13 protein-coding genes are annotated in these 21,748 nt (G+C 51.4%); 12 read left to right on the top strand and 1 reads right to left on the bottom strand.

The genetic code is table 11. From position 1 onward, the window contains the following. Window positions 1-164: 164 nt before the first annotated feature. The 9 genes from K7P76_RS32010 to K7P76_RS31970 all read left to right on the top strand — a co-directional run bounded on the left by K7P76_RS32010 (window position 165) and on the right by K7P76_RS31970 (window position 18,576). Complete coding sequence (locus K7P76_RS32010; protein ID WP_232190159.1) at window positions 165-1,895, top strand: sensor histidine kinase; 1,731 nt, start codon at window positions 165-167, stop codon at window positions 1,893-1,895. Further along, window positions 1,885-3,441: a response regulator gene (locus K7P76_RS32005; RefSeq protein ID WP_232190158.1), complete on the top strand. Its 1,557-nt coding sequence runs from the start codon at window positions 1,885-1,887 to the stop codon at window positions 3,439-3,441. The genes K7P76_RS32010 and K7P76_RS32005 overlap by 11 nt, the downstream gene beginning before the upstream one ends. A gap of 113 nt (window positions 3,442-3,554) precedes the next feature. Then, window positions 3,555-4,934 carry an ABC transporter substrate-binding protein gene (locus K7P76_RS32000; protein ID WP_232190157.1) on the top strand — a complete coding sequence of 460 codons (1,380 nt, stop codon included), beginning with the start codon at window positions 3,555-3,557 and terminating at the stop codon, window positions 4,932-4,934. A 67-nt stretch (window positions 4,935-5,001) separates the two neighbouring features. After that, on the top strand, window positions 5,002-5,880 hold the full coding sequence (locus K7P76_RS31995; RefSeq protein ID WP_232190156.1) for a carbohydrate ABC transporter permease: 879 nt from the start codon (window positions 5,002-5,004) through the stop codon (window positions 5,878-5,880). Further along, window positions 5,880-6,722 carry a carbohydrate ABC transporter permease gene (locus tag K7P76_RS31990; protein WP_232190155.1) on the top strand — a complete coding sequence of 281 codons (843 nt, stop codon included), beginning with the start codon at window positions 5,880-5,882 and terminating at the stop codon, window positions 6,720-6,722. Before K7P76_RS31995 ends, K7P76_RS31990 begins: the two co-directional genes overlap by 1 nt. A gap of 6 nt (window positions 6,723-6,728) precedes the next feature. After that, complete coding sequence (locus K7P76_RS31985) at window positions 6,729-10,196, top strand: glucosidase family protein (protein WP_232190154.1); 3,468 nt, start codon at window positions 6,729-6,731, stop codon at window positions 10,194-10,196. 106 nt (window positions 10,197-10,302) lie between these two features. Further along, a complete protein-coding gene (locus tag K7P76_RS31980) occupies window positions 10,303-13,935 on the top strand; it encodes a LamG-like jellyroll fold domain-containing protein (RefSeq protein WP_232190153.1) in 3,633 nt (1,210 codons plus the stop codon). A 101-nt stretch (window positions 13,936-14,036) separates the two neighbouring features. Beyond that, the gene (locus K7P76_RS31975; RefSeq protein ID WP_232190152.1) at window positions 14,037-14,381 is read left to right on the top strand and encodes a response regulator transcription factor; all 345 of its coding nucleotides are present in this window, start codon (window positions 14,037-14,039) and stop codon (window positions 14,379-14,381) included. Between the two features lie 949 nt (window positions 14,382-15,330). Further along, window positions 15,331-18,576, top strand: a complete 3,246-nt coding sequence (locus K7P76_RS31970) for an S-layer homology domain-containing protein (RefSeq protein ID WP_232190151.1) — start codon at window positions 15,331-15,333, stop codon at window positions 18,574-18,576. A gap of 107 nt (window positions 18,577-18,683) precedes the next feature. On the opposite strand, the gene K7P76_RS31965 is transcribed toward K7P76_RS31970, so the two are convergent. Beyond that, entirely contained in the window at window positions 18,684-19,613 is a 930-nt protein-coding gene (locus tag K7P76_RS31965) for a VOC family protein (RefSeq protein ID WP_232190150.1), read from the bottom strand. 230 nt (window positions 19,614-19,843) lie between these two features. Between K7P76_RS31965 and K7P76_RS31960 the strand changes: the two genes are divergently transcribed. From K7P76_RS31960 to K7P76_RS31950, 3 genes are all read left to right on the top strand, one after another. After that, on the top strand, window positions 19,844-20,653 hold the full coding sequence (locus K7P76_RS31960) for a helix-turn-helix transcriptional regulator (RefSeq protein ID WP_232190149.1): 810 nt from the start codon (window positions 19,844-19,846) through the stop codon (window positions 20,651-20,653). 91 nt (window positions 20,654-20,744) lie between these two features. Beyond that, the gene (locus K7P76_RS31955; protein ID WP_232190184.1) at window positions 20,745-21,179 is read left to right on the top strand and encodes a VOC family protein; all 435 of its coding nucleotides are present in this window, start codon (window positions 20,745-20,747) and stop codon (window positions 21,177-21,179) included. Between the two features lie 196 nt (window positions 21,180-21,375). Further along, window positions 21,376-21,597: a hypothetical protein gene (locus K7P76_RS31950; protein WP_232190148.1), complete on the top strand. Its 222-nt coding sequence runs from the start codon at window positions 21,376-21,378 to the stop codon at window positions 21,595-21,597. Window positions 21,598-21,748: the final 151 nt, after the last annotated feature.

Below are 21,748 nucleotides of genomic sequence, written 5' to 3'. Positions count from 1 at the left end.
AATTAATACAATGAGCCGATAATGGCGCCTGTTCGTCTGGTAAAGACGGATACCGGAACATCTGCATCTGCCCTCGGATTCGTTGACAGGTTGGGATCGGGAGCATAGAATCTATAATTACTATATCATCTCGCAAAACCTTTGAAGGGGGGCGCATTCGCAAAATGTCACGCGGGGGCATGTTTATACTGCGTTTATTCCGGTTGATTCGTTCCAGATTGCTTTACAAAATGGTGCTGATTTACTCCTTGCTGACACTTATTCCGTTAACGCTGGTAAGCGGCACCTTTTACTATCGATCGAGCACGATTTTGAAAGAGCGGATTGTCGAGTCGAACGCCCAAACGCTCGAGGAAACAAAAAACAAAATAGATACAATTTTGAAAGCGTTTTCAGAAAAGTTGTTGAACCTTTCGTCGCAACGCCCCCTCGTCACGATTTTGAGACACGACGCTTTTCCGGATCAGTTTCCTCTCCAGCCTGCCGAACGCGCCTTTATCGAAAAGGGCATTTCCGAGACGCTGCATGTCGAATTGACGAACATGAACAAGGAGATCGGCGATTATGCGGATGCCATTTATTTAATCAACAGCAAAAATCGGATTTACACTTCCGACGGCCTGTCGACCGTGCAGTATTTTGAAGCGCTGCATTTGATGCCGTTCGAGCGTTTAGGGACGCCGGAGTGGGCCTTTTATCTCGACCGGGGCCGGATGGTATGCGCCATGAAAATGGTCGACCCGCAGACCGGACAAGAAGTGGGCATTCTCTCCCTGATGCTTCATTCCGAAAAAATACGGAAGCTGTACGCCTCCTACCCGAAGGATTCATTTTATATTTTGAATGGGAGCAATATGATCCTTTCCGCTGACGATCCGAAAAAAATAAAGGACATTTTTATCAGTCCCTATGCGAAGTCGCAGTGGATTACGAAAATACAAGCCTCCAATGAGGCGAACTACAAATATGTGAGTTTGATCCAGACATCCGATATCAGCAAGGCCATTCGAGGCCAAGCATTGTTTGCGGCAGTCGTAACGATCGTTTCCTGGATCATCGTAGTCATCATCACCTATGCCATTTTACGAAAAATAACGAATCCGATCCGCACGCTGACCCGGTTGATGCGCAGCGCGGAAAGGGAGCAATACCAACTGGTTAAGGACATTAAGTCGTCGGATGAGATCGCGATTTTGTGCCATAGCTTCAACGGTCTGATTTCGGAGACGCGCGATTTGATCCAGAAGGTGTACAAAACGGAAATTCTCCAGAAAGAAGCGGAATTGAAGGCGATCCGGACATACATCAACCCGCATTTTCTATACAACACGCTCGAACATATCAGCATTTTATCCAAAGATCCGGTACGTGTGGCGCACATCCCGGAAGTCGTCAAACAGATTGCGACCATTCTGCGCATTTCCATCTCGCCGAGCGCTCCTATGGTGACACTGGAAACAGAAATCGAATTTTCCCGCCTTTATATTTTGATCCACCAGTACCGTTATGGCGACCGATTGCAGTACAGGATCGATTTGGAACCGCATTTGCGCAAAGTAACGGTGCCCAAACTCATTCTTCAACCCATTATCGAGAACGCGTTTGTGCATGGCATCGACGGAAATCAGGAAGGCGGATGGGTGGAGGTTCGTGTTTACGAAAAAAATTTCAATATGATCCTTGAAGTGGAAAACAGCGGAGAAAACCCGCAGCTGAAGACGGAGCCGAAAGGGTTCGGTACCGGATTGAACATGGTGCGCGCCCGTCTTGCCCATCACTACGGAGCGTCGTCAGCCCTCGAACTGATTCACTTGGCACGGGGAACTCTTGTCCGATTGCAGCTGCCGATCCTGCTTCCAGATTCCGAAAGCGAGGCCGAACAAAATGAAGCATGAATCCAGAAAACTTTTGATTGTCGACGACGAGCAGTCCGTCCGGGACTTCGTCATCTCCATTCCCGGTTGGACCCGGCTCGGGTTCTCGATCGTCGAGCAAGCAGGCAACGGAACGGAGGCGCTGGAAAACATCATCCGTACGGGACATGCGCCGGAAGTGATGGTGACAGATATCCGCATGCCACATATGGACGGAATACGGCTTGCCGAACAAGTCAGAAGGGATTATCCGCAGACGCATATTATTTTCCTGACGGCCCACAGCGAGTTCGAATACGCGAAACAGGCCGTAAAGCTGGGCGTTTCCGATTTTATCACGAAGCCGTTCACCGAGGAAGAACTGGTGGACAGCGTGCGCTGCATCAGGAGCCTGGGGCTTGAACCTTCCAATAGTGCGCAAACCCGCAAGGAAGAATGGCTGCAGCTCGTACTGGATCCGGAAATTGCGCAGGATGACAAAAGGGAGCGGTTAACCGGTTCGGAAGTGCCGGAGGGCAAGCTGATCGTGCTGTCCGTCGAGATTGACAATGTGGAGATGCTGCATCATATGGGCAAGCCGTTCTCCAAACTGTCGTTGCGGGAGCGGATTACTTATGTACTGGATAACGAGCCGTTCGATTACTGGACGACGTTGTCCCAGAGCGGCATCTATGTGTTATTGTTTCAACCCGATATCGAAGAAGAACCGATGGCGGGAGAAACGTTTCGTCTTTCCCGCTCCATCCTGGCCGCTTGCAACGAGACGTTTCCCCATAGCGTTTCCATTGGCATTAGCAGCCTGCTGGATTCCTTATTGGACTTGCCCAGAGGGATCGAAGAAATCAGGCAATGCGCCGATTACCGCATGTTGCTCGGCGAGAAATCGATCGTGTCCTATCGCGCGGTCGCGGCGATGAAGGAAGATTTGCGCGATCGCAAAGAGTTGACCAAAAGAGATTTGGAACAATTGCTGCGCAGAGCCGATGGAGCGAACATAAGCGAATTCCTGTCCGGCGCCTACAAAGAAATTATCTCGACCGGGCTGAGCAAAAAGCAGGTTCAACAATTCGCCATGGAGATGATCCAAACAGCCGAGGAGCTGCTGAAGGAATTCGATCCGACGTTCGAACAGGCCGAAGAACGGTTCGAAACGCGTAGAAAGATGCTGTCTTACGATATTTTATCCGATCTGATCGCTTTCCTGGACAGCTACTTGAAACAGGTCGCCGACGTCGTTTCCCGATCGCGTGCGCACGCGCAGGATGGGGTAATCGATCAGGTCCGGCAATATATCGCACAGCATTACAAGGACGATATTACGCTGCATCAATTGGCCGACCAGCTGTATATGAATTATTTTTACTTGAGCAAATGCATTAAGAAAGAATCGGGCAAAAACTTTCGCGACTTGGTGCTCGAATACCGGATCGAGATGGCCAAACGGCTGCTGCGCACTTCTCCGATGAAATCGTATGAGGTGGCGTACGCCGTCGGTTTCAAAGATCCCGCCTACTTCAGCCAATGGTTCAAGAAAGTGGTCGGTGTTAGCCCCACTGAGTTCAAATAATCAAAATTGCCCTAGGGATAGACAAAACAGCGTATTCAGCCGAAGGGCGGCTCCGGTTTAAGATGGAGTCAGTCAGGCGAAGAGCCGACATAAACGATCAGGGGGCTTTAACGATGAAGCGAACATTAAGTTTGACCGCTGTGCTGCTCGTATTCGCCGTCATGCTGGCGGCGTGCGGCGGCTCCGGATCCTCCGGAAACGGCGAGACGCAAAGCGCAAGCGCGGAAAGCGGCACTTCGACGAACGCCGGCAGCACGGGGGAAAAGAATGAGGAAACTGCTGCGAGCGGAGAGCCTTTCGTCATTCGGCTTGGCTCATGGTTTATCGATGACCGGCAGCATATGACCGATTTCAAGGCGAATGTCGAGAAGGCGTTCAAAGAGAAATATCCGAACGGCACGATCCAATGGGATATTCTGCTGTCTGCCACCTACATGGATAAACTGAAAGCCGAGCTTGCTTCCGAAACGGCGCCGGACGTCTTCTTTCACCAAAACACGTTGGGACAGTACGCCGAAGCTGGCTATTTGATGGATTTATCGGGCGAGCCTTGGGCGGGCAAACTGCGGCCCGGTTCGAAAATAGCGACCCACTACAAAGGGAAGGTGTATGGCGCGTCCATGGCGCTGAATGCCGTCGGGGTATGGTATAACAAGAAAATTTTCAGCGACTTGGGTTTGTCCGTACCCAAAACCTGGGCGGAATTCATCGATATGGCGGAAAAAATCAAGGCGGGGGGCATTACGCCCATTGCGCTCGGATTCAAAGATTTGTGGACCGCAAACTTATTCCTTGAACTTGTGGTGCAATCGATCGGTTACGAGAGCAGCCCGACTTACGGCAAAGATTTATATGATGGGACGAAGAAGCTGAATGGCGAGGAAATGCAGTCGGCGATGCGGAAATTTGAAGATATGACGAAGCGGGAGTTTTTCAACAAAACGGCTTTGTCGCTTGACTGGCCGCAATCGGCCGAATTGTTCTCCTCCGGCAAAGCCGCGATGATCGTCCAAGGTCCTTGGATGCCCGGCGTAGCTGCCGACAATTTCGCCAAATACGGTTTTGAGGCTTTCGAAGTCGGATACATGCCGATCCCGACGGAAAGCGGTTATTACAATTTGAATATTAGCGCGGGAGAATCGCTTTCGATCAACGTGAACACGAAGCATCAACAAGCTGCCAAAGACCTGGTATCCATTATCGTAAGTCCTGAGGTGCTCGGACCTTTCAGCGAGGGCAACGGCTCGATTCCGGCATTGGACGGGGTGGAAGCGACCTACCCGACCCCGGCCTTGAACGAGATGCTGGCGGCGGTCAACAATGGCCAAACTTCTCCGGGATATTCGTCTTTCATTCCGGTCTCGGCTGCGACGGTAACGCAGGAAACGGTTACGAAAATTGTGTCGGGCGTCAATTTCAATCCGAATGACTTGAAAGAAGCGCAAAATAAACTGGAGAAAGACAAAGGCACTGTCATTTTGCCTCCGGAGTAACATAACCGGGCCCGTCCGAATACTATGCCGGCCGGGCCCCTTATTATGAATGGCAGGGGATGCAAGCTTGAAATCGTCAGCAAAAAATTATGGGTTCGGCCTGTTGCTCGTGCTGCCCGCAATGGCTGTGTTTACTCTCTTCATCTACTATCCCTTTATCCAAAGCTTATATTATTCGTTTACGGAGTGGGATTCCATCAGGGATCCCAAATTCATAGGGTTCGATAACTATATTTATTTTTTTCAGGATTCCAAGATGATGCAAGGGGCGAAAAATACGATATGGATGACATTGTTCGGCCTGCTCATCCAAAATCCGCTCGCCCTGCTGCTCGCCGTATTGCTCAACCGGTCGTTCCGAACAAAGGCATTTCTGCGAACCGCCTTCTATTTGCCGGTTATCGTCAGCCTCGTGGTCGCGTCCGTAGTGTGGAACAGCATTCTGCAGTTCGACGGGGTGTTGAACTACATTTTGACCCATATCGGACAGGAACAAGCGGCGCGTGACTGGCTCGGCAACATTCGGACCGTATTCCCCGTAATCGTGCTGCTGACCCAGTGGCAAGCGCTCGGATACTGTGCCGTTATTTATTTGGCCGGCCTGCAGAGCATTCCTGCGGATTTGTACGAAGCGTCCACGATCGATGGGGCGGGGCCGTTTATGAAGTTCAGATACATTACGTTTCCGCTGCTCATGCCTGCCGTTACGGTAGTCGTTTTTATTACGATCGTCGGCGGTTTGCGGTTGTTCGATTTGCCTTACGTGTTGACGAACGGCGGACCGGGAACCGCCTCCTACACGCTTACGCTCGCGATTTACAATGCCGCTTTCAAGGAATTCACCTACGGGTATGCAACGGCCGCGGGGGTTGTGCTGATGATCATCATTATGATCGTCACTTTCGCGCAGCTTCGTCTCACCAGATCACGGGAGGTGGAATTATAATGCGCCGGATTGCTGCGCGGCCGGACAACCGGGCCGGCTTGCTGACGGAGCTCGCTATGATCGTGGTGGCACTCTTATTTTTGTACCCGGTCTTCTATCTGTTCGCGGCGAGCTTCAAAAAACCGGAAGACTTCTACAATCCGCTTAAACTGCCCGATTCCTTTTATTGGGGACATTATGCCAAGGCTTTCGACAAAGTGGATGTGTGGGCGGGTTTCCTAAATACGGCCTTCATCAGCTGCGGTGCGCTTGCGCTGACGATCGGGTTGACTTCCATGGCGGGATATGCCATTGGCCGGAGGCCGCAAAAAACGTTTCAGTTCATCCTTTATTTTCTGCTCTCGGGAATGGTCATCCCGATTCAGACCAACATGATTCCTTTATTCCAGCTCGGAGTGGACGTGCATTTGATCGATACCCGTACGTTCCTTGTTCTGCTGTACACGGCGGGTACGATTCCGTTTGCCACCTTCTTATATGCGGGGTTCACCAAAACGATTCCGCGCGAGCTCGAGGAGGCGGCGGATATCGACGGGTGCGGCCGTTTTCGGACGTTTTGGTCGATTATATTTCCGCTTCTGCTGCCGGCTACGGGTACGGTTATTATCATCAATATTTTGTCGTATTGGAACGACCTGTTCACCCCTCTCTTGTACTTGAAGGATCCGGACAAAATGACGCTGATGCCTCAAATTCTGCAATTCAAGGCGAACAATCAATCGGTCGATTACGGTCCAATTTTCGCGCTTAGCGCGATGGCCACGCTGCCGTTGATCGTGCTGTTCGTCTTTACGCAAAAATACATGATCAAAGGAATGGTAGTCGGTTCGATGAAAGGATAGATCGAGATGGACAACAATCGAAATTGGAATGAAATTATAGAGCGGATGGCGGCATGGCAGGAGACGTCCGTCGTCATTGGAGACAGGAGCCCTAATGCTGCAATCTCCACCTATGATACGGAAAATGCTACTGCGCTTACGCAAATTTTGCTTGCGAAACTCATGGTTTATATCGAATCGGATCTTAGATGGATCGGTCCAGAGTCCGCCGAAGACTTACGGGTTGAAGACGTTCCCGGCGGAGTGAAGGCGGAATACGCCATTGGAGACGTGACGGTCCGGCTATTGATCGCCCCGCTTATGTTCGGGCGGGAAGACCCCGAGAAAATGGGCGCGGCCTTGTTTCGTGTTTCAGCGGAACCTGCGGTTCCGGTACTCGTTCGCTGCGGCGGTTCAAGCCGGGTAGATATGGTGGGGTGGCAGTGGAACGAGCGAAGCGGGGAAAATATCGGCATCATGAAAGTTTGTCCGCGGGATTGGCTGGCGGATACGAGCATGCGCTCGGAACGCGACGAAGTATTCATCGATCGTCAAGCAGCCATTATCAGAAGCGAGAAGCAGCCGCTTCCGGTTGCCGTAACATCGCAGGGAGACTTGGCGTTCGGGCTTTCCGCCGGGGACACGCCCGCGCTTGAAATTTGTTTTCCCTCCGGGACGGGCGGCGGAGACGTGCTGATCGGTTTCGCTCCTTCGCCGGAGCGCGCGCTTCGGATCGTCCGGGAGATGGATGCGGACGCCGAACTGAAGAAGCTGGAGGCTTACTACGACGAACTGCTCTCCAGTCGTATCGTCACGCCCGAACCGTCTATGGACGAAGCGTTCGCAAGCGCGATCCGCAATCAGGAGTACAACTGGTTCGCTCCTTACGGATGGCTGGAAGCCATTCACCATTGGTTCGCCATGTGGCACATGCAGAATACGGCGGCCGCCGATTGGCTCGGCCAGACGGATCGTTCGAAATCGTGCATCCTGACGCGGGCAGAGCGGCTCTACGAGAACGGCGCCGTCGCGATGATGTATCCGAATGGAGAGTTGTACCGCGATTGGGGCGGCACGAATCAGTTTTACGCTTGGCAAGTTCGTCATTATTGGAAGTTTACCGCCGATTTGGAATTCGCCCGTTCGATCGCTCCCGTCATGGACCGGGTCATCGCGCAGACGTTGGAGGAATACGATCCCGAAGGCGATGGGCTGCTTGCCTGGGGAGAGCAGATCGGCAATCAGGAAGATTATTTAAGCCATCTCCATGGCAGCGCCATTCCCACCATGGAATTCATCAGCATGCTGCGCACGCGAATGGAAATCGCCGAAGCGCTAGCCGATGAACCGGCTCGGGTGCGCTGCGAAGCGTTGATTGCCCGTTCTTCGGCAGCGTTGCGCAGAGAATTGTGGCGTCCCGATCTTGGCCGCTATATGTTCTATAAAGATCCGCATGGAATGGAGCGCTTGGACGCGGCTTACCAAGCCTATGTGTATCCTGCCATTCACGATATGGCCAAAGACCGGCTGGACGCCTGGACGGGGATCCGGCATTTGCGCGACCGATTGACGGGACCGAATGGGGAACTGTTCGCCTCGAACCATTTTCCGACTCACGCTACTTTGACGTTGGGATGCCAGGCAGCCGTAGCCCAGCAGCCTTGGGGGGCGATGGGATTGGCGGCGGCCGGTTTGCGCAATGAAGCCTATAAACCGTTGAAGCTCATGGCCGATTGGGTGACGGGCGATCCACTCAAGGGTGCTTGGCCGGAAAATACCGACGAACATGTGACATCCTACTTTTCTCCGCCCGCGGCCATGTATATTCAGGCGATCGCGGAATCGCTGTTCGGACTGCAAGTCGACAAAGCCGCAAGCATTTTGCATATATCGCCGTCGTTCCCCGACCATTGGCCCGGCGCGGAGCTGCGGTTGCCCGAGTATAAAGTGACCTATCGCAAGGAAGACGGCTTGATCGCGTTCGAAGTCCATACCGGCGAACCGATGGTCCACGCCTTCCGCTGGCTGCTTCCGGTCGGGCGTGTCACGGAAGTAACGGTCAACGAAACGGCCGTAGGCTTCGAAACGCGTCCGGGCGTCGGCTGCATTGAGCTGGTTTTCGATACGCCGCCTCTTGCCGCAAGCCGCATCGGCATCGGTTTCTCCGCGTCCGACTACCGGATCGGGCATCCGCTTTCCGTCGCGGAGGGCGACAAGATTGCCATTGAGGCGGACGGGGCATTCATTCGGGGAATCGACGACCGGTGCGGAGTTCTGATGTCGACTGTAATTACGAATAACAGTCGGGTAGAAGCCGTCATTCGGGACGGCCTGCTGGCGCCATATTCGGGTTTCGGGAATTTGGGCACGCTGAATTTCGCAAGGCGCACCTTCTTTCTTTCCTGCGAAACGCCGGAAGGCATCCCGTTCTGGCACCCGGTCGACCTGACGCTGCTTGCCGCCGCCGAGGCGGAACAAACGGGCGAATGGACCGGGCTAACGATCCCTTTGAACATTCGCAACAATACTTTTTCGGCCGTTAGTGGGAATGCGACGTTCGTATTTCTGCAGCAGATGGAAACGTTCGCGGTCGATTTGCCGCCAAGATCCGAAGCTGTCTTGAACGTGCCGATTCCGGCGGGGCAGATGGATCTTGTGTCGGCCGGCGGCAATGCCGCGCACATCCGGATGCCGTCTGGGCAATGGATCGATTTGACGTTAACAGCGGGGAAGACGGCGGACAATCCGGCCATCGCCGAAGCGATTCGCAGCCGTACGGTGGCGGTCCCGCTTCCGGAAGAACGATGGACGACGGACGACAATTGGCAGGACCTTCGCCGCTATCTAATTGTCAATCATATGCCGTGGACCAATGTGAAGTCGCCGCTGAAAGGACTGGATTCGGAAGTTGTCCGGGTCCCGGGACTCCCGTTCGATTTTCGAGTAAAACCGCACAATTGGATCCCGCTTTCCAGCAAAATCGGCCAGCCAGAACTGTCTGTTACGTTAGAAGATCGCTTATACAAGAAATTTTATTTGCTGCTCGTTCCGCTGCTAACGAATCACGACATGTTTTCTCCTGTCTTCCGCCTTCACTTCGAGCGCGACGACGGCCGCATGATGGGAAGTACGTTTCGGATGCCCGGAGATTTGGACTGGTTTTGGCCGGAAGAGTTGGTCGGGCTCCTTGCGACATCCGGACGGGAACGCCCGAATCGCCATGGGCTGCTGCCGCTGCTGCGGGCGGATGAAAGCGACTGGCGGGAAGGCCGTCCGCTGCGGCATGGCTTCGACTTGCTCAAGCGTGAGGAAGCGTTCGGGTTTCCGCAGCCCGAATACTGGTCGCGATCGCTTTGCTATAAAACGGTGCATGGCGTATTTAGCGTGATCGAAGTCGATTTCGGGCAAGGCATTCGTTGGGATCGGATGCGGCTGTCGCTTTGCGGGGTCGACCCGGCGATCGGAATTCTCGCCGTTCACGCCGAGGTTTTGTGAGGCTGGGCCGGTGATTATCGGAGAAAGAGGGGGGGGCTGTGATTATAGGAAAGTGATCGTGGAAGGCGTAAGACGCTTCTCAAATCTATCATCTGGAGGGGTTTCCATGGGATTTGTAACAAGGACCTGGATTCGCATGATCATCGTATCGTTAGGCATGACGATTGCCGCTTTTGGATGGTTTGTTGTTTCGTCGCATACGGCAGAAGCTTCAAACCCGCGGAACAGCAAGATTGGCGCCATACGTTGGGACGGGTGGACCGGTGAACTGAACACGGATCCCATCGGCCCCTATATCGGTCTCCAGGTGGAAAGAAGCCTCGGCCCGAACCAGTACCATTATCGTTTGCCTTTCTATGCCCAAGAAGTTTCGTACAACACGGTTCGAATCGATGAGCTGTCGCAAACGGTTATGGATCAGCAAATTGCGTATGCGAAAGACGCGGGAATCGATTATTGGGCTTATGTGTATTACAACGACGGCGGCGGATTGGATTCGGCCCTTCAGCTTCACCTGGCCAGCGCTAACCAGAACGACGTCAAATTTTCGTTAATCGTCTCCAGCTTCGACAAGGATCATGTCGTCAGTTTATTGAAGGAACCCAATTACATGACGGTTCTTAACGGGAGGCCGCTTGTTTACTTCTTTTACACCGAATCCGTCACGGCTTCGCACGTGCAAGGCTTTCGGGATAAAGTGATCGCAGCAGGGCTGCCCAACCCGTATATCGTAGCAATGGGATGGACCGCTGCGGGCGTGAACGATTACGCCAATCTCATCGGAGCGGATGCCGTCAGCGCCTATTTCAGCACCGGTTGGAATGGGGCTGCGTACAGCGTTTGGTCCGAATGGGAAAGAGGAAGTTGGGATAGTTGGAAAGCGACGGGCAAACAGGTCGTTCCCTGGGTCACCATAGGTTCGGATGTCCGACCGCGCATCGACAATCCCGGACAATGGGGAGGCGATTTGGACCCGAACGGATGGGGGCACATCGGCACGCCGACGGAAATCGGCAATCAGCTGCAAGCCGCGCTGAATTGGAACAATACGAACGCGGCTTCCACGGAAGCGAATACGGCCCTCATCTATTCCTGGAACGAATTCGACGAGGGAATGGGGATTACCCCGACACTGTACAATGGGGCCAAGCTGCTCAACGGCATCGCCTCCGTGCTCGGGAAAGGGCCGCTTCCGGAATGGAATCCGCCCGCAGCGCTGCCGCAGCCGTCGGACAGCACGTTGGCGGGAGAATGGAACTTTAACGGGAATACGCTCAATTCGGTTGGGATTGTGAATGCAGTTATGAGGAATGGGGGCTCATACGGGAGCGGCGTCAGCAACCAAGCGGCAGTGCTCAACGGCAGCAATCATATTTATCTGAACGATTCGAAGCCGCTGGAAGGCATGAGCGAGCTGACCGTGTCCGCTTGGGTCAAATTGTCGGAGCTCCCTTTGCAGAACTATGCATTGCTGGACAAATCGGACGCCAACGGCGGATCCTCTTACCGGATCGCCATCGGGCCGGACGGGAAAGGACACTTTGTCGTTTCGACGGCAAATAACTACTGGTATACGGCAGGGACGAAAGCCGACTTTACGACGGCTTTGCAGCCGGGACGGTGGTATCATATTGCCGGTACCTACAATGGAAGCAGCGTTAAGGTATACGTCAACGGTCGGCTCGAAGGAACGGGAACGCAAACGATTTCGGGCGCGATTTCGAAGTCGATGGCTCCTTTGGCGCTCGGCAACAGAACGGCGACTACGATCGACAACCTGAGAGGGATGGTGGACGAGTTCCGGCTGTACCACCGGGCGTTAACCGGAACGGAGATGTCGGCCCTTTACTCCTCTTACGGTTATTCGGTTCCCAATCTTGTCGGGCAGTGGCGCTTCGAAGGCAATGCGAACGATTCGGCGGGCAACCATGACGGCACGTTCGTTAACGGCGCCTCAAGCGGGACCGGATGGTGGCAGCAAGGCGTCGTACTGGACGGTGTGAACGACTACGTCGAAATTACGGACGGCGGCGGTTTGGACGGGATGAGCGAGATGACTTTGTCCGCCTGGATCCGGTTGAACCAACTGCCGGCCCCGAATACGTATATCGTGATAGGGAAAGAAGGATCGTATCGGATTGTCGTCAATGCGAATGGTACCGGACATGTCTTGATCGCAACCGGCAATAACGCCGCTTATACGGCGGGCACGACAGCGAGCTTCGCGCAGACGTTGACCGCCGGGAAGTGGTATCATATTACGGGCACGTATGACGGTACCCGGGTCAAAGTTTATATCGACGGCGAGCTGGCGGGAACGGGTTCACAGAACATCTCCGGGAATGTCGCCGATTTCGCGAACTCGCTTACGATAGGTCACCAAACTTATCCCAACATCGCGTTCTTCAACGGCACAGTGGACGAATTGAACCTGTATAACGCCGCACTGGGAGCAGACTCCGTCAAGGCGCTGTACCGGTCTTACCTCAAATTCCCGTCGACAATCGGCGAGTGGCGGCTGGACGGCAATGCCAACGATTCGGCGGGGAGCAACAACGGAACTGCCGAGAATGGAGCGTCGTTTGTTGTCAGCAAGAAAGATCAAGGGATCGTGACAGACGGCAGCAACGATTATGTCAATATCCCCGACGGGGCAGGGTTGGACGGGATGAACCGCATGACCGTCTCCACGTGGGTCAAATTGAATCAGCTTCCGTCCACCAACTACGTAATTATAGGCAAGGAAGGGGCGTATCGCGTTGTCGTCAACTCTTCCGGTACCGGGCATGTGCAAATCGCGACTACGAATAATAGCTGGTACAGCACAGGAACGACGGCCGCTTTCACAACTTCCATTACGCCAGGGAAATGGTACCACATTGTCGGCACATACGATGGAAACCGCGTAAGGGTATACGTCAACGGCGAGCTGCAGGGAACCGGCACGCAGGCCATCTCGGGAGCCGTCGTGAACAACGCTTCTCCGCTCAGGTTCTCGGATCGTCCCGATTTGAATACGACTCAATATGCGCATGGCGTTACGGACGATGTGAAGCTCTACAATGAAGCTTTGACCGACAGTCAAATTCGGACACTATACGACTCCTATAACGGTTTGTTTATCCATCCGATCTATTATCTACCCTTTAACTTCGAATCCACCCGCATTTATAACGGAGCGGATTTTGTACCCGGAGGAGTGAGAGGACCCGCGCTGAGTCTGGATGGGGTGAACGACTACGCTGAAGCCATGGGCGACTTGTTCCCTTTCGACGCCGTCAATCCGGCTTTGTCTACGTTTACCCTGGCGGTGTGGTTCAAGATGGATCAATTGCCCGCCAATAACTACATTGTGATGGGAAAAGAAAACCGTTGGCGGATTGTCATCGATTCGACCGGTGCGGGACACGTGCAAATCGCGACGGCGAATAACGGCTGGTACACGGCAGGAACGATCGCGAACTTTACCACGCAGTTGTCCGTGAACGAGTGGCATCAGATCGTGGGAACCTACGACGGCAGCCGGGTGCGGGTGTATGTCGACGGGCTTTACGAAGGCATGGGCTCGCAAACGATATCCGGAAATGTACTCGACAGCGCTACGACATACGGCGGATTCGGGTATCCGGCATCGGGCGTTAATTACTTCGACGGCCTGATCGATGAAGCGGCGATCTACAAACATGCGTTGACGGACAGCGAGGTGTACGAATATTATCACGGATACGTAAGTCAGTAGAGTGAAAGAACAAACCCGACCGGGTAGCGGTCGGGTTTGTTCATGAGGTACATGCTTTTATTTATGGGAACCGAACTTCGGCATTCGTAACAAATCCTGAATTGAATGGCTTGTTGTGCTGCAGGTTTGTCCGTTATGGCCTGAAGCATGGAAACAACGAAACGTTTACATTCATGCTTGGCGCATACGGCTTGATGCTTACCTTTGCATTTCCACGTTCCGCGGCCGGCACACGATTAACGAATATCGCGTTTGGGCTGACGAGCCGTGAAACGGAGATATTGTATACGTTGTCGGAAGGCTTATCTATTAAGGAAATCGCCTTTCGTTTCGGGATCACAGAAGCAACGGTCAAAAGCCATGTGTTTCGTCTATACGGAAAACTCCAGGTGAAACGGCGAGGGCAGGCGATCGCACGGGCAAGAGAACTGCAATTAATGGAGTAATACGATCTTGTCCTCAGATAGATGTACAGCTAAGCACTCAACCGGAGCTTTAAGATGCTCGGGGATTGCTTTTTCGACTTTTTTGAACTATCAGAAAGTATAAAATTCGGGGCAAGGGCAGTCCTATTTCATTAAATTAGGAAAGTATTAATGATCTGTGATATAGGGCTGACCTATTTCGTCTGAGTGCTTACGATGCTTTTCATCGTATTGCACGAGTTGTCAGGTCATTTTTTGTTTCTAATGATGATTTTCATCGTATGGGGGAGTAAATTCAGTATTTTAAGCTCAAAACGACGCCGATACGATATTTTATATCTTATCGTCTAACCGAATGCACGAAACTCGGACTGATACGATGATAAAATAGTCGCCGCCTCGTTCTTATGGAGCCAGATTGTCCCATTTGGCCTTAGGTGACAGCAAGAAAGCGTTTATTCGATAGGTCCCTTTTCCCGCTGGCAGAAGATATTCCTTATCGATTAAACCGTGAAGCCATTTTCTCGCTTTCTGTCCTTCAACTTGAAGCAGCTCTGCGACATCTTTCGGACGCATAGGCTTTACTAGACGTAAACGGAAAGCAAGCCGCAGGATTTCCCTTTCTTCGTTTGGTTGGACTTAAGCTGATCGAACTAAAATGGTGCGTTCCCCACAGACAGAGCAAAGCGGATGAGCACGGCAAGCACGGCCATTCGATTATTTATAAGTGGCAGCAGGCAAATGTGGCGCCTATGACATTAGTCTGCAATCAGTTTCAAAACCAATTAATCTATGAGAACTCATTCTGTTATATAATAGAAAATAACTGGATGAGCGTCTTCTTGCCGGCGATATTTCGACGGTGTGAGCCGTTTATTGTTGGGTTAGTATTTGGTTAGAACAGTATGTTTTGGTTTGAATATCACGGTGAATCGCTAACTTAGAGAGTGGGTAGTAGGGTATGTATCAAGTGAGAAGTAAACTGTCGAAGTTATTTTTAGGTTTAATAATCTTAGGGTTGCTGCCTTTGTGCCTAACCAACAAAGCGTTTGCCACCCCTCTAACGGCCACCATTGTAGTCTCTGACGATATTCTGACTCCCGGTCAAACGTCACTGGTAACGATCACCTTCTCAGAAGCGGTGACTGGATTTGACCTTAGTGATTTAGCGGTTGGCGGCAGTTGCACTCTTAACGGGCTCTATACTAGTAACAATATCAACTATACAGCAACCCTCACGCCGCCTCACAGTAAACTCAGTGGTCCCTTCAATATCATGCTCAATTATGCGAGTGTGAATATCGCAGGCGTTGCGGGAAGCGGAACCACAGTATCTAACAATTACTTTGTCGACACCATTGCGCCGTCTGTGATTAGCGTATCGGTTCCTGCCGGTGGCACTTATGGTGCAGGAGCGAACTTGGATTTTATAGTGAACATGGACGAACCCGTAGTCGTTGACACCAATGGGGGCTTTCCAAGTATCGCATTGGTTGTAGGAACACAAACTGTTTATGCTACCTATGTAAGCGGTTCGGGGACAAACGCATTGACATTCAGATACACCGTACAAACCCCACAATCCGATAGTAACGGAATTACCATAGGAGCCTTGTCGTTGAATGGCGGTATGATACAGGATGCAATAGGCGTCGATGCGATATTAACGCTAAATTCAGTAGGAAGTACAGCGGGAGTGAACATCAATTCATCAATCGATGGAAAACCTCCGGAGATAAATGGTGTAGGGGTACCGAACGCTGCTACTTATAAAGCCGGTGATACACTATTGTTTACCATAAACACGGACGAGCCCGTAGTCGTTTTTGGAACGCCGTATATCGATTTGGTTATAGGAGCAAGTGTTGTTCAAGCTGACTATATAAGCGGTTCGGGGACAAACGCGTTGCTATTCAGATACACCGTACAAACCGGACAATTTGATAGTAACGGAATTGCCATTGGAGCCTTGTCGCTGAATGGCGGTTCGATTAAGGATGCAGCAGGCAACGATGCGATATTAACGCTTAACAACGCAGGCAGTACAGTGGGAGTGAAAATCGATGCCATAGCGCCGACTGTTGTCCTATCAAGCACAGCCAGCGGCACGGTAAACGCTGCTTTTCTGATTTCCATCACTTTTAGCGAAGCCGTAAGTGGTTTTGCTTCTGGCAATATTATTGTTGGAAACGGTACGGTTTCAAATCTTGTTGCTACCAATACAACTACATACACCGCCACGATCAATCCGACTACGAGCGGTCAGGCAGTGACGGTAACTGTCACGGCGAATGCGGCAACTGACGCAGCTGGAAACCGCAATACAGCGTCAAACACAATAAGTTTCATGTACGACACCACCAAGCCCGTGGTAACATTCGGAGGCTTCACAGCCAATCAGACATTCATTGCTCCGCCAACCTCGGTCACCGTTTCAGTCAGTGAAGCGGTGTATTGGGTGGCAGGTGGAGCACAGTTGACTTCTTCCAATGCGCTACCACTCGTCAGTATGGAGAAGGACAGCGTGGCATTTTCAACCTACACGGCTAGTTATGACGAGCCTGCTCGAACCTATACGCTGACGTTTAACGGCACGTTAGCCGATGGCACATACGAGGTTAAAGTTGCCGGAGACGTGGTAGAAAACGTGAATGGAAATACACTTGATGCAGCTAATGCAAGCTTCACCGTAGCTGCGCCTAAGATTACGGGGATTTCCGTTAATCCAACAAGCTTTACTAGCTCCGGGGGGAGCACCACTGCGACAATAACAGGTGTTAATCTTACCGGGCAGACGGTAAAGGTATACATTGACGGAGCGGAAGCCTCCACAGCCATCATCAACAGTGCTACAAGCTCAGCAGCAACCGTCACGATTCCGCAGAACGCGAGTACAAGCACGAAAATTCATAACTTGACGGTTGATCTGAACGGCATAGTAGTTGCAGGCCAATCTGCAACGGTCAAAGTAAGCGGTAGCTCTGGCATCATCTACGACGGAGGCAGCCCCACACCTATCGTCATGCCGCCGATCATCGACCAAAATGGAATAACGCTTGACCCGGATAAAATCGACACAACGAAGCCGTCCGTCACGCTTGAAGTGACGCCTAAGGACGGCGTGGCCTATGTGAAAATACCGGCAAGCATTTTAACGAGCTTTGAGGGCAAGAACGCTACCTTTTTCATCGAGATTAAGACCCCTTACGGAAGCTACCAAGTGCCGGTCAATCTGGCGTCGATCATTCCGGGGCTGAAGGACTTGCTTTCGGCAAACAATCTCAAAGCCGAGGACATTAGCTTCAAGATCGCTTTAACCGACAAGTCCGGCGATAAGGATATACAAGCGGCGGTTGCAACCGGCCTGCCTAAAGGAAAAGTGCTTGGCGCGATTGTGGATTTTCACATTGATATCATTAATACCAAGACAGGGCAACCCATAGGAACGGCCGATCAATTCAGCAAGGCGTTAACTCGGGTTATTCCGATGTCGAAGAACACGGTGAACATGCCCGCGCAATGGGGCGCGTTCCGCTATAACGAAACGAGCATGAACTTTGAGTTTGTCCCCGCCAAGAAGGTACAGATCGACGGTGTGTGGTATGTGATGATCAGCTCATACTCCAACAGCGTGTACGTCGTGGCAGACAATGCAGCAAGTTTTACCGATATACAGAGGCATTGGGGCAAAACGGATGTTCAGCTTGCGGCGGCGAAAGGGCTTGTTGAAGGAGTAGGCAATGGCAAGTACGACCCGAATCGCACGGTCACCAGAGCGGAGTTTGCCGCCATGTTAGTCCGGGCGCTGGGACGCGGCACATCGACCGGCAGCACGGCACCCTATGATGATGTTAAGATCGGCGCGTGGTATTTCGGCGACGTAGCCAAAGCGAAGGAGCTTGGACTACTGGACTTCGTGAGCGGCACTAACTTCAAGCCAGATCAGCCTCTGACCCGCGAGGAAATGGCGAGCATGCTGGCAGTCGTGACTACCCTTGATAAGCTGCCGACCACCAAGGAATGGGTTAGCTTGGACGGCTACAAGGATATTGGAAGTGTGGACGCGATCTATCTGGAGGACGTTCGCCTGATGGTCAAGCTGAACATCATGACCGGCACCGGGGCCGATACGTTCAGCCCGAAGGGCCAAACAACTCGCGCACAGGCGGCAGCCGTGTTCATAAGGACGCTGCAAGCGCTAGAAATGATAGATTGATTTACATTCATAACCAAAACCCGCCTGAGTGGAGTAAAACCATTTGGGCGGGTTTTTATGGGTGTGAAACTAATCAACGTGGGAGAGCGCATCGCTGGCAGCGATGGTCAATTCCCAAGAAATGCTCTTTGTAATTCCGCAATGTTAAACTTTTTCATCTTCAAGAACGCCTTCGTGACGCGATCGCGTTGTTCCGGCGTGCCCTTGGTCATCATCTCGTCCAGTGCGGCGGGGGAGATCTGCCACGAAACGCCGTACTTGTCTTTCAGCCAGCCGCACTGCTCAGCCTTGGATAAGGCGGAAAGCTTTTCCCAGTAGTAGTCAATTTCCTCCTGCGTCTGACACTCGACCAACAGGGAAATCGCCTCGTTGAATTGGAACTTGTGTTCTTGCGCGCTGTCCATTGCCGCAAACCAGGTGTTTTCCAGCATGAAGTCGGTGAACATAACCGTCCCCTCTTTGTCCGGCTCCAGGTCGGGGCCATACCGGAAGAGGGTGCCAGGTTTGGCATTTCGGAAGACCGAAAGATAGAACTCGCGTGCCTCTTCCGCCTTGCCGCAGTTGTTGCCCACGAACATTAGAGAGGGGACAATCGTGGGCCGCGGCTCCCCATCTGGATTCGTCAAAATGAGCTGCCATGAAACACCGTACTTGTCCTGAATCCAGCCATACCGTTCGCTGAACGGGTACTTATCAAGCGCCATAAGCGAGATGCCGCCTTCAGACAACTTACTCCACACCTCGTCGATCTTTTCTCTAGCGTTCATTTCCCGGGATGGATCGAAATTAACGATAAACGAGATAGAAGGATTGAAATTAAAGAGCGGCCCCGCAGAGATAGCCATAAACGGATGTCCGCAGACGAGAAAAGAAACGAGATCGCAATCACCCGAGGGCGTATCGTGTAAGGCCGTCGTGCTTGTGATTTTGGAATCCGGGAATATGGAGCAATAGAACTCCGCGGCTTCTTTCGCCTCCTTGTCGAACCACAAATGCGGGGTGATGGGTTGCATAAGACCTCTTTTCGCATCACTCATGATATTTTCCTCCTTTTTTATAATAAGGGGCACTTTTTTTATTTTAACACGAGGATGGATTTTACGTTTCTTTCCGATTGCTTTTTTGGATGGAATAAAATGAGCTTGTCGAAGGGGTGCTTCGTCAAGTCGTTATAGGTCGCCCATGAAATTGCACCGAATATTGTCCTTACGGTAACGTTAACGGTATATTAGAATTATTCATGATGGTATAAAGAAGGGGGAATAATATGGGGATCTATCTTCCTTTGCAACCGCCTTTATTACAAAATGAGTTACAGGATTCCGATTATCGATATCGTGAATTTTTACCAAGCAAGGGGTTGGAATCTCATGTAGCTTGTTATTGGACCGTAGAATTCAATTTGTCTGATAACAGCAAATTGCATCGTATTATACCGGATGGATGCGTAGATATTATTTTTGACCTAAGAGCCTCGTCCTTTTCCAAAGGAGCCTTTGTGGCGGGGTTGATGACTACATTTGAAACGATAAACTTGACACGAAATTACTCCTTATTCGGCATCCGCTTCTTTTCGGATAAAGCCCGCCGATTTTTAAGATATCCTGTTTCAGAGATGATCGGATATCGTGTGTTTCTTGAAGACCTATGGGGGAAAGAAGTAGAGTTTATAATGGAGGAAGTTCAAACCGCCAATGAAGTATCGGAAATAATTGAACAGGTCGAACACCTATTGTTAAAGCAGTTGTTTCGCAGTGAGTCTCAATCCGATCAACTACTACAATGGAGCATGCAATATATGTATGCTAGTCAAGGAATGCTGACCGTTCGCGCTCTGGCGGAAGAACTCAGTTACAGTGAAAGACATGTAAGAAGAATCTTTCAGAAGGAACTAGGGGTTGGCCCAAAAGAACTTTTAGGAATCATTCAATTTCAGAGTCTCTTGCAGGAACTCTATATGGATACTTCATCTCTTTTCACGGATATGGCTGTCAAATACGGATATTACGATCAACCGCACTTTATTCACAATTTCAAACGTTTTTACGGGTTGGCGCCTAAACAAGTTTTCAAATAAACGTGTCCGTTTTTTACAATTATTAAAGAATAGTATAGGCGATCATATAAGCGAGCATGAAAAAAATGATTCATGGAGGACAAATGATATGATGAAGCCACGCATTACAGTACTCACACTTGGAGTAGATGATTTGGAAAGATCATTGGCTTTCTACCGGGACGGATTGGGTTTCCCGACACAAGGTATAATAGGCAGAGAGTTCGAACATGGAGCGGTCGCATTTTTCGACTTGCAAGCAGGTTTAAAGCTCGCCATCTGGAATCGTCGGGATCTCGCTCATGAGACCAAGGTTACATTGGCATCGCCAAGCTCATCTGAAATGACGATGGGTCACAATGTTGCTAGCAAAGAAGAAGTGGATAAGATCATGGAACAAGCTCGTAAGGCAGGTGCCATTATAACGGACCCTGCACACGATGCCTTTTGGGGAGGATATTCTGGCCACTTCCTTGATCCAGATGGTCATCTATGGGAAGTAGTTTGGAATCCAGAATGGGAGATAGAGGCTAGTGCCGATTCTTGATCGAACGTCCGTAGAAAGTCAAGTTGATTAGGATAGGGAAATTAACTACCACGTCCATTGGCGTGGTTCTTTGTTGTTTGGTGGACTGCCGAGGGGGGTGATTAACCCCTATTGTGTCAACTTTTATCTTTTCCTAATTAGCAAAGATGCATTAAAATGGGAGGGACATCATATCCGACCAATAAAGAAGGATACCATGAGCCCAATTCGAATCCGATATATCAAAATCATAGGGGTCGTCGCAGTATTGGCTTTCACGCTGGCAGCATCGGCCCTTCTGCTACTGCCAAAACCGTCGCAGACGAGCCCGCTGCCGGCAGCGGTGCATGGCGAGTTGGATTTGACGAGGTGGGACTTTCGTCAACAGGGCTCGGTTAAGCTGTCCGGGGAATGGGAGTTTTATGAGGCTGTCCCATAAGTAAGCTTATGGGCAGCTTCTTTAACATATAAGAAAGTATAAAATCAGTACCCTATTTCAACATATAAGACTTACATGCCGCTACGCGGCACCACTGATGAATGAAAATATTGTCCATACTGGTTACTGGGGCTGGCGAAGGTAGGTCGTC

Source organism: Cohnella silvisoli (genome assembly GCF_021190915.1).
In the GTDB taxonomy this organism is placed as follows: Bacteria; Bacillota; Bacilli; order Paenibacillales; family Paenibacillaceae; genus Cohnella; species Cohnella silvisoli.
The sequence above is the reverse complement of the archived record's forward strand: the minus strand, read 5'-3'. Positions and strand labels throughout refer to the sequence as shown.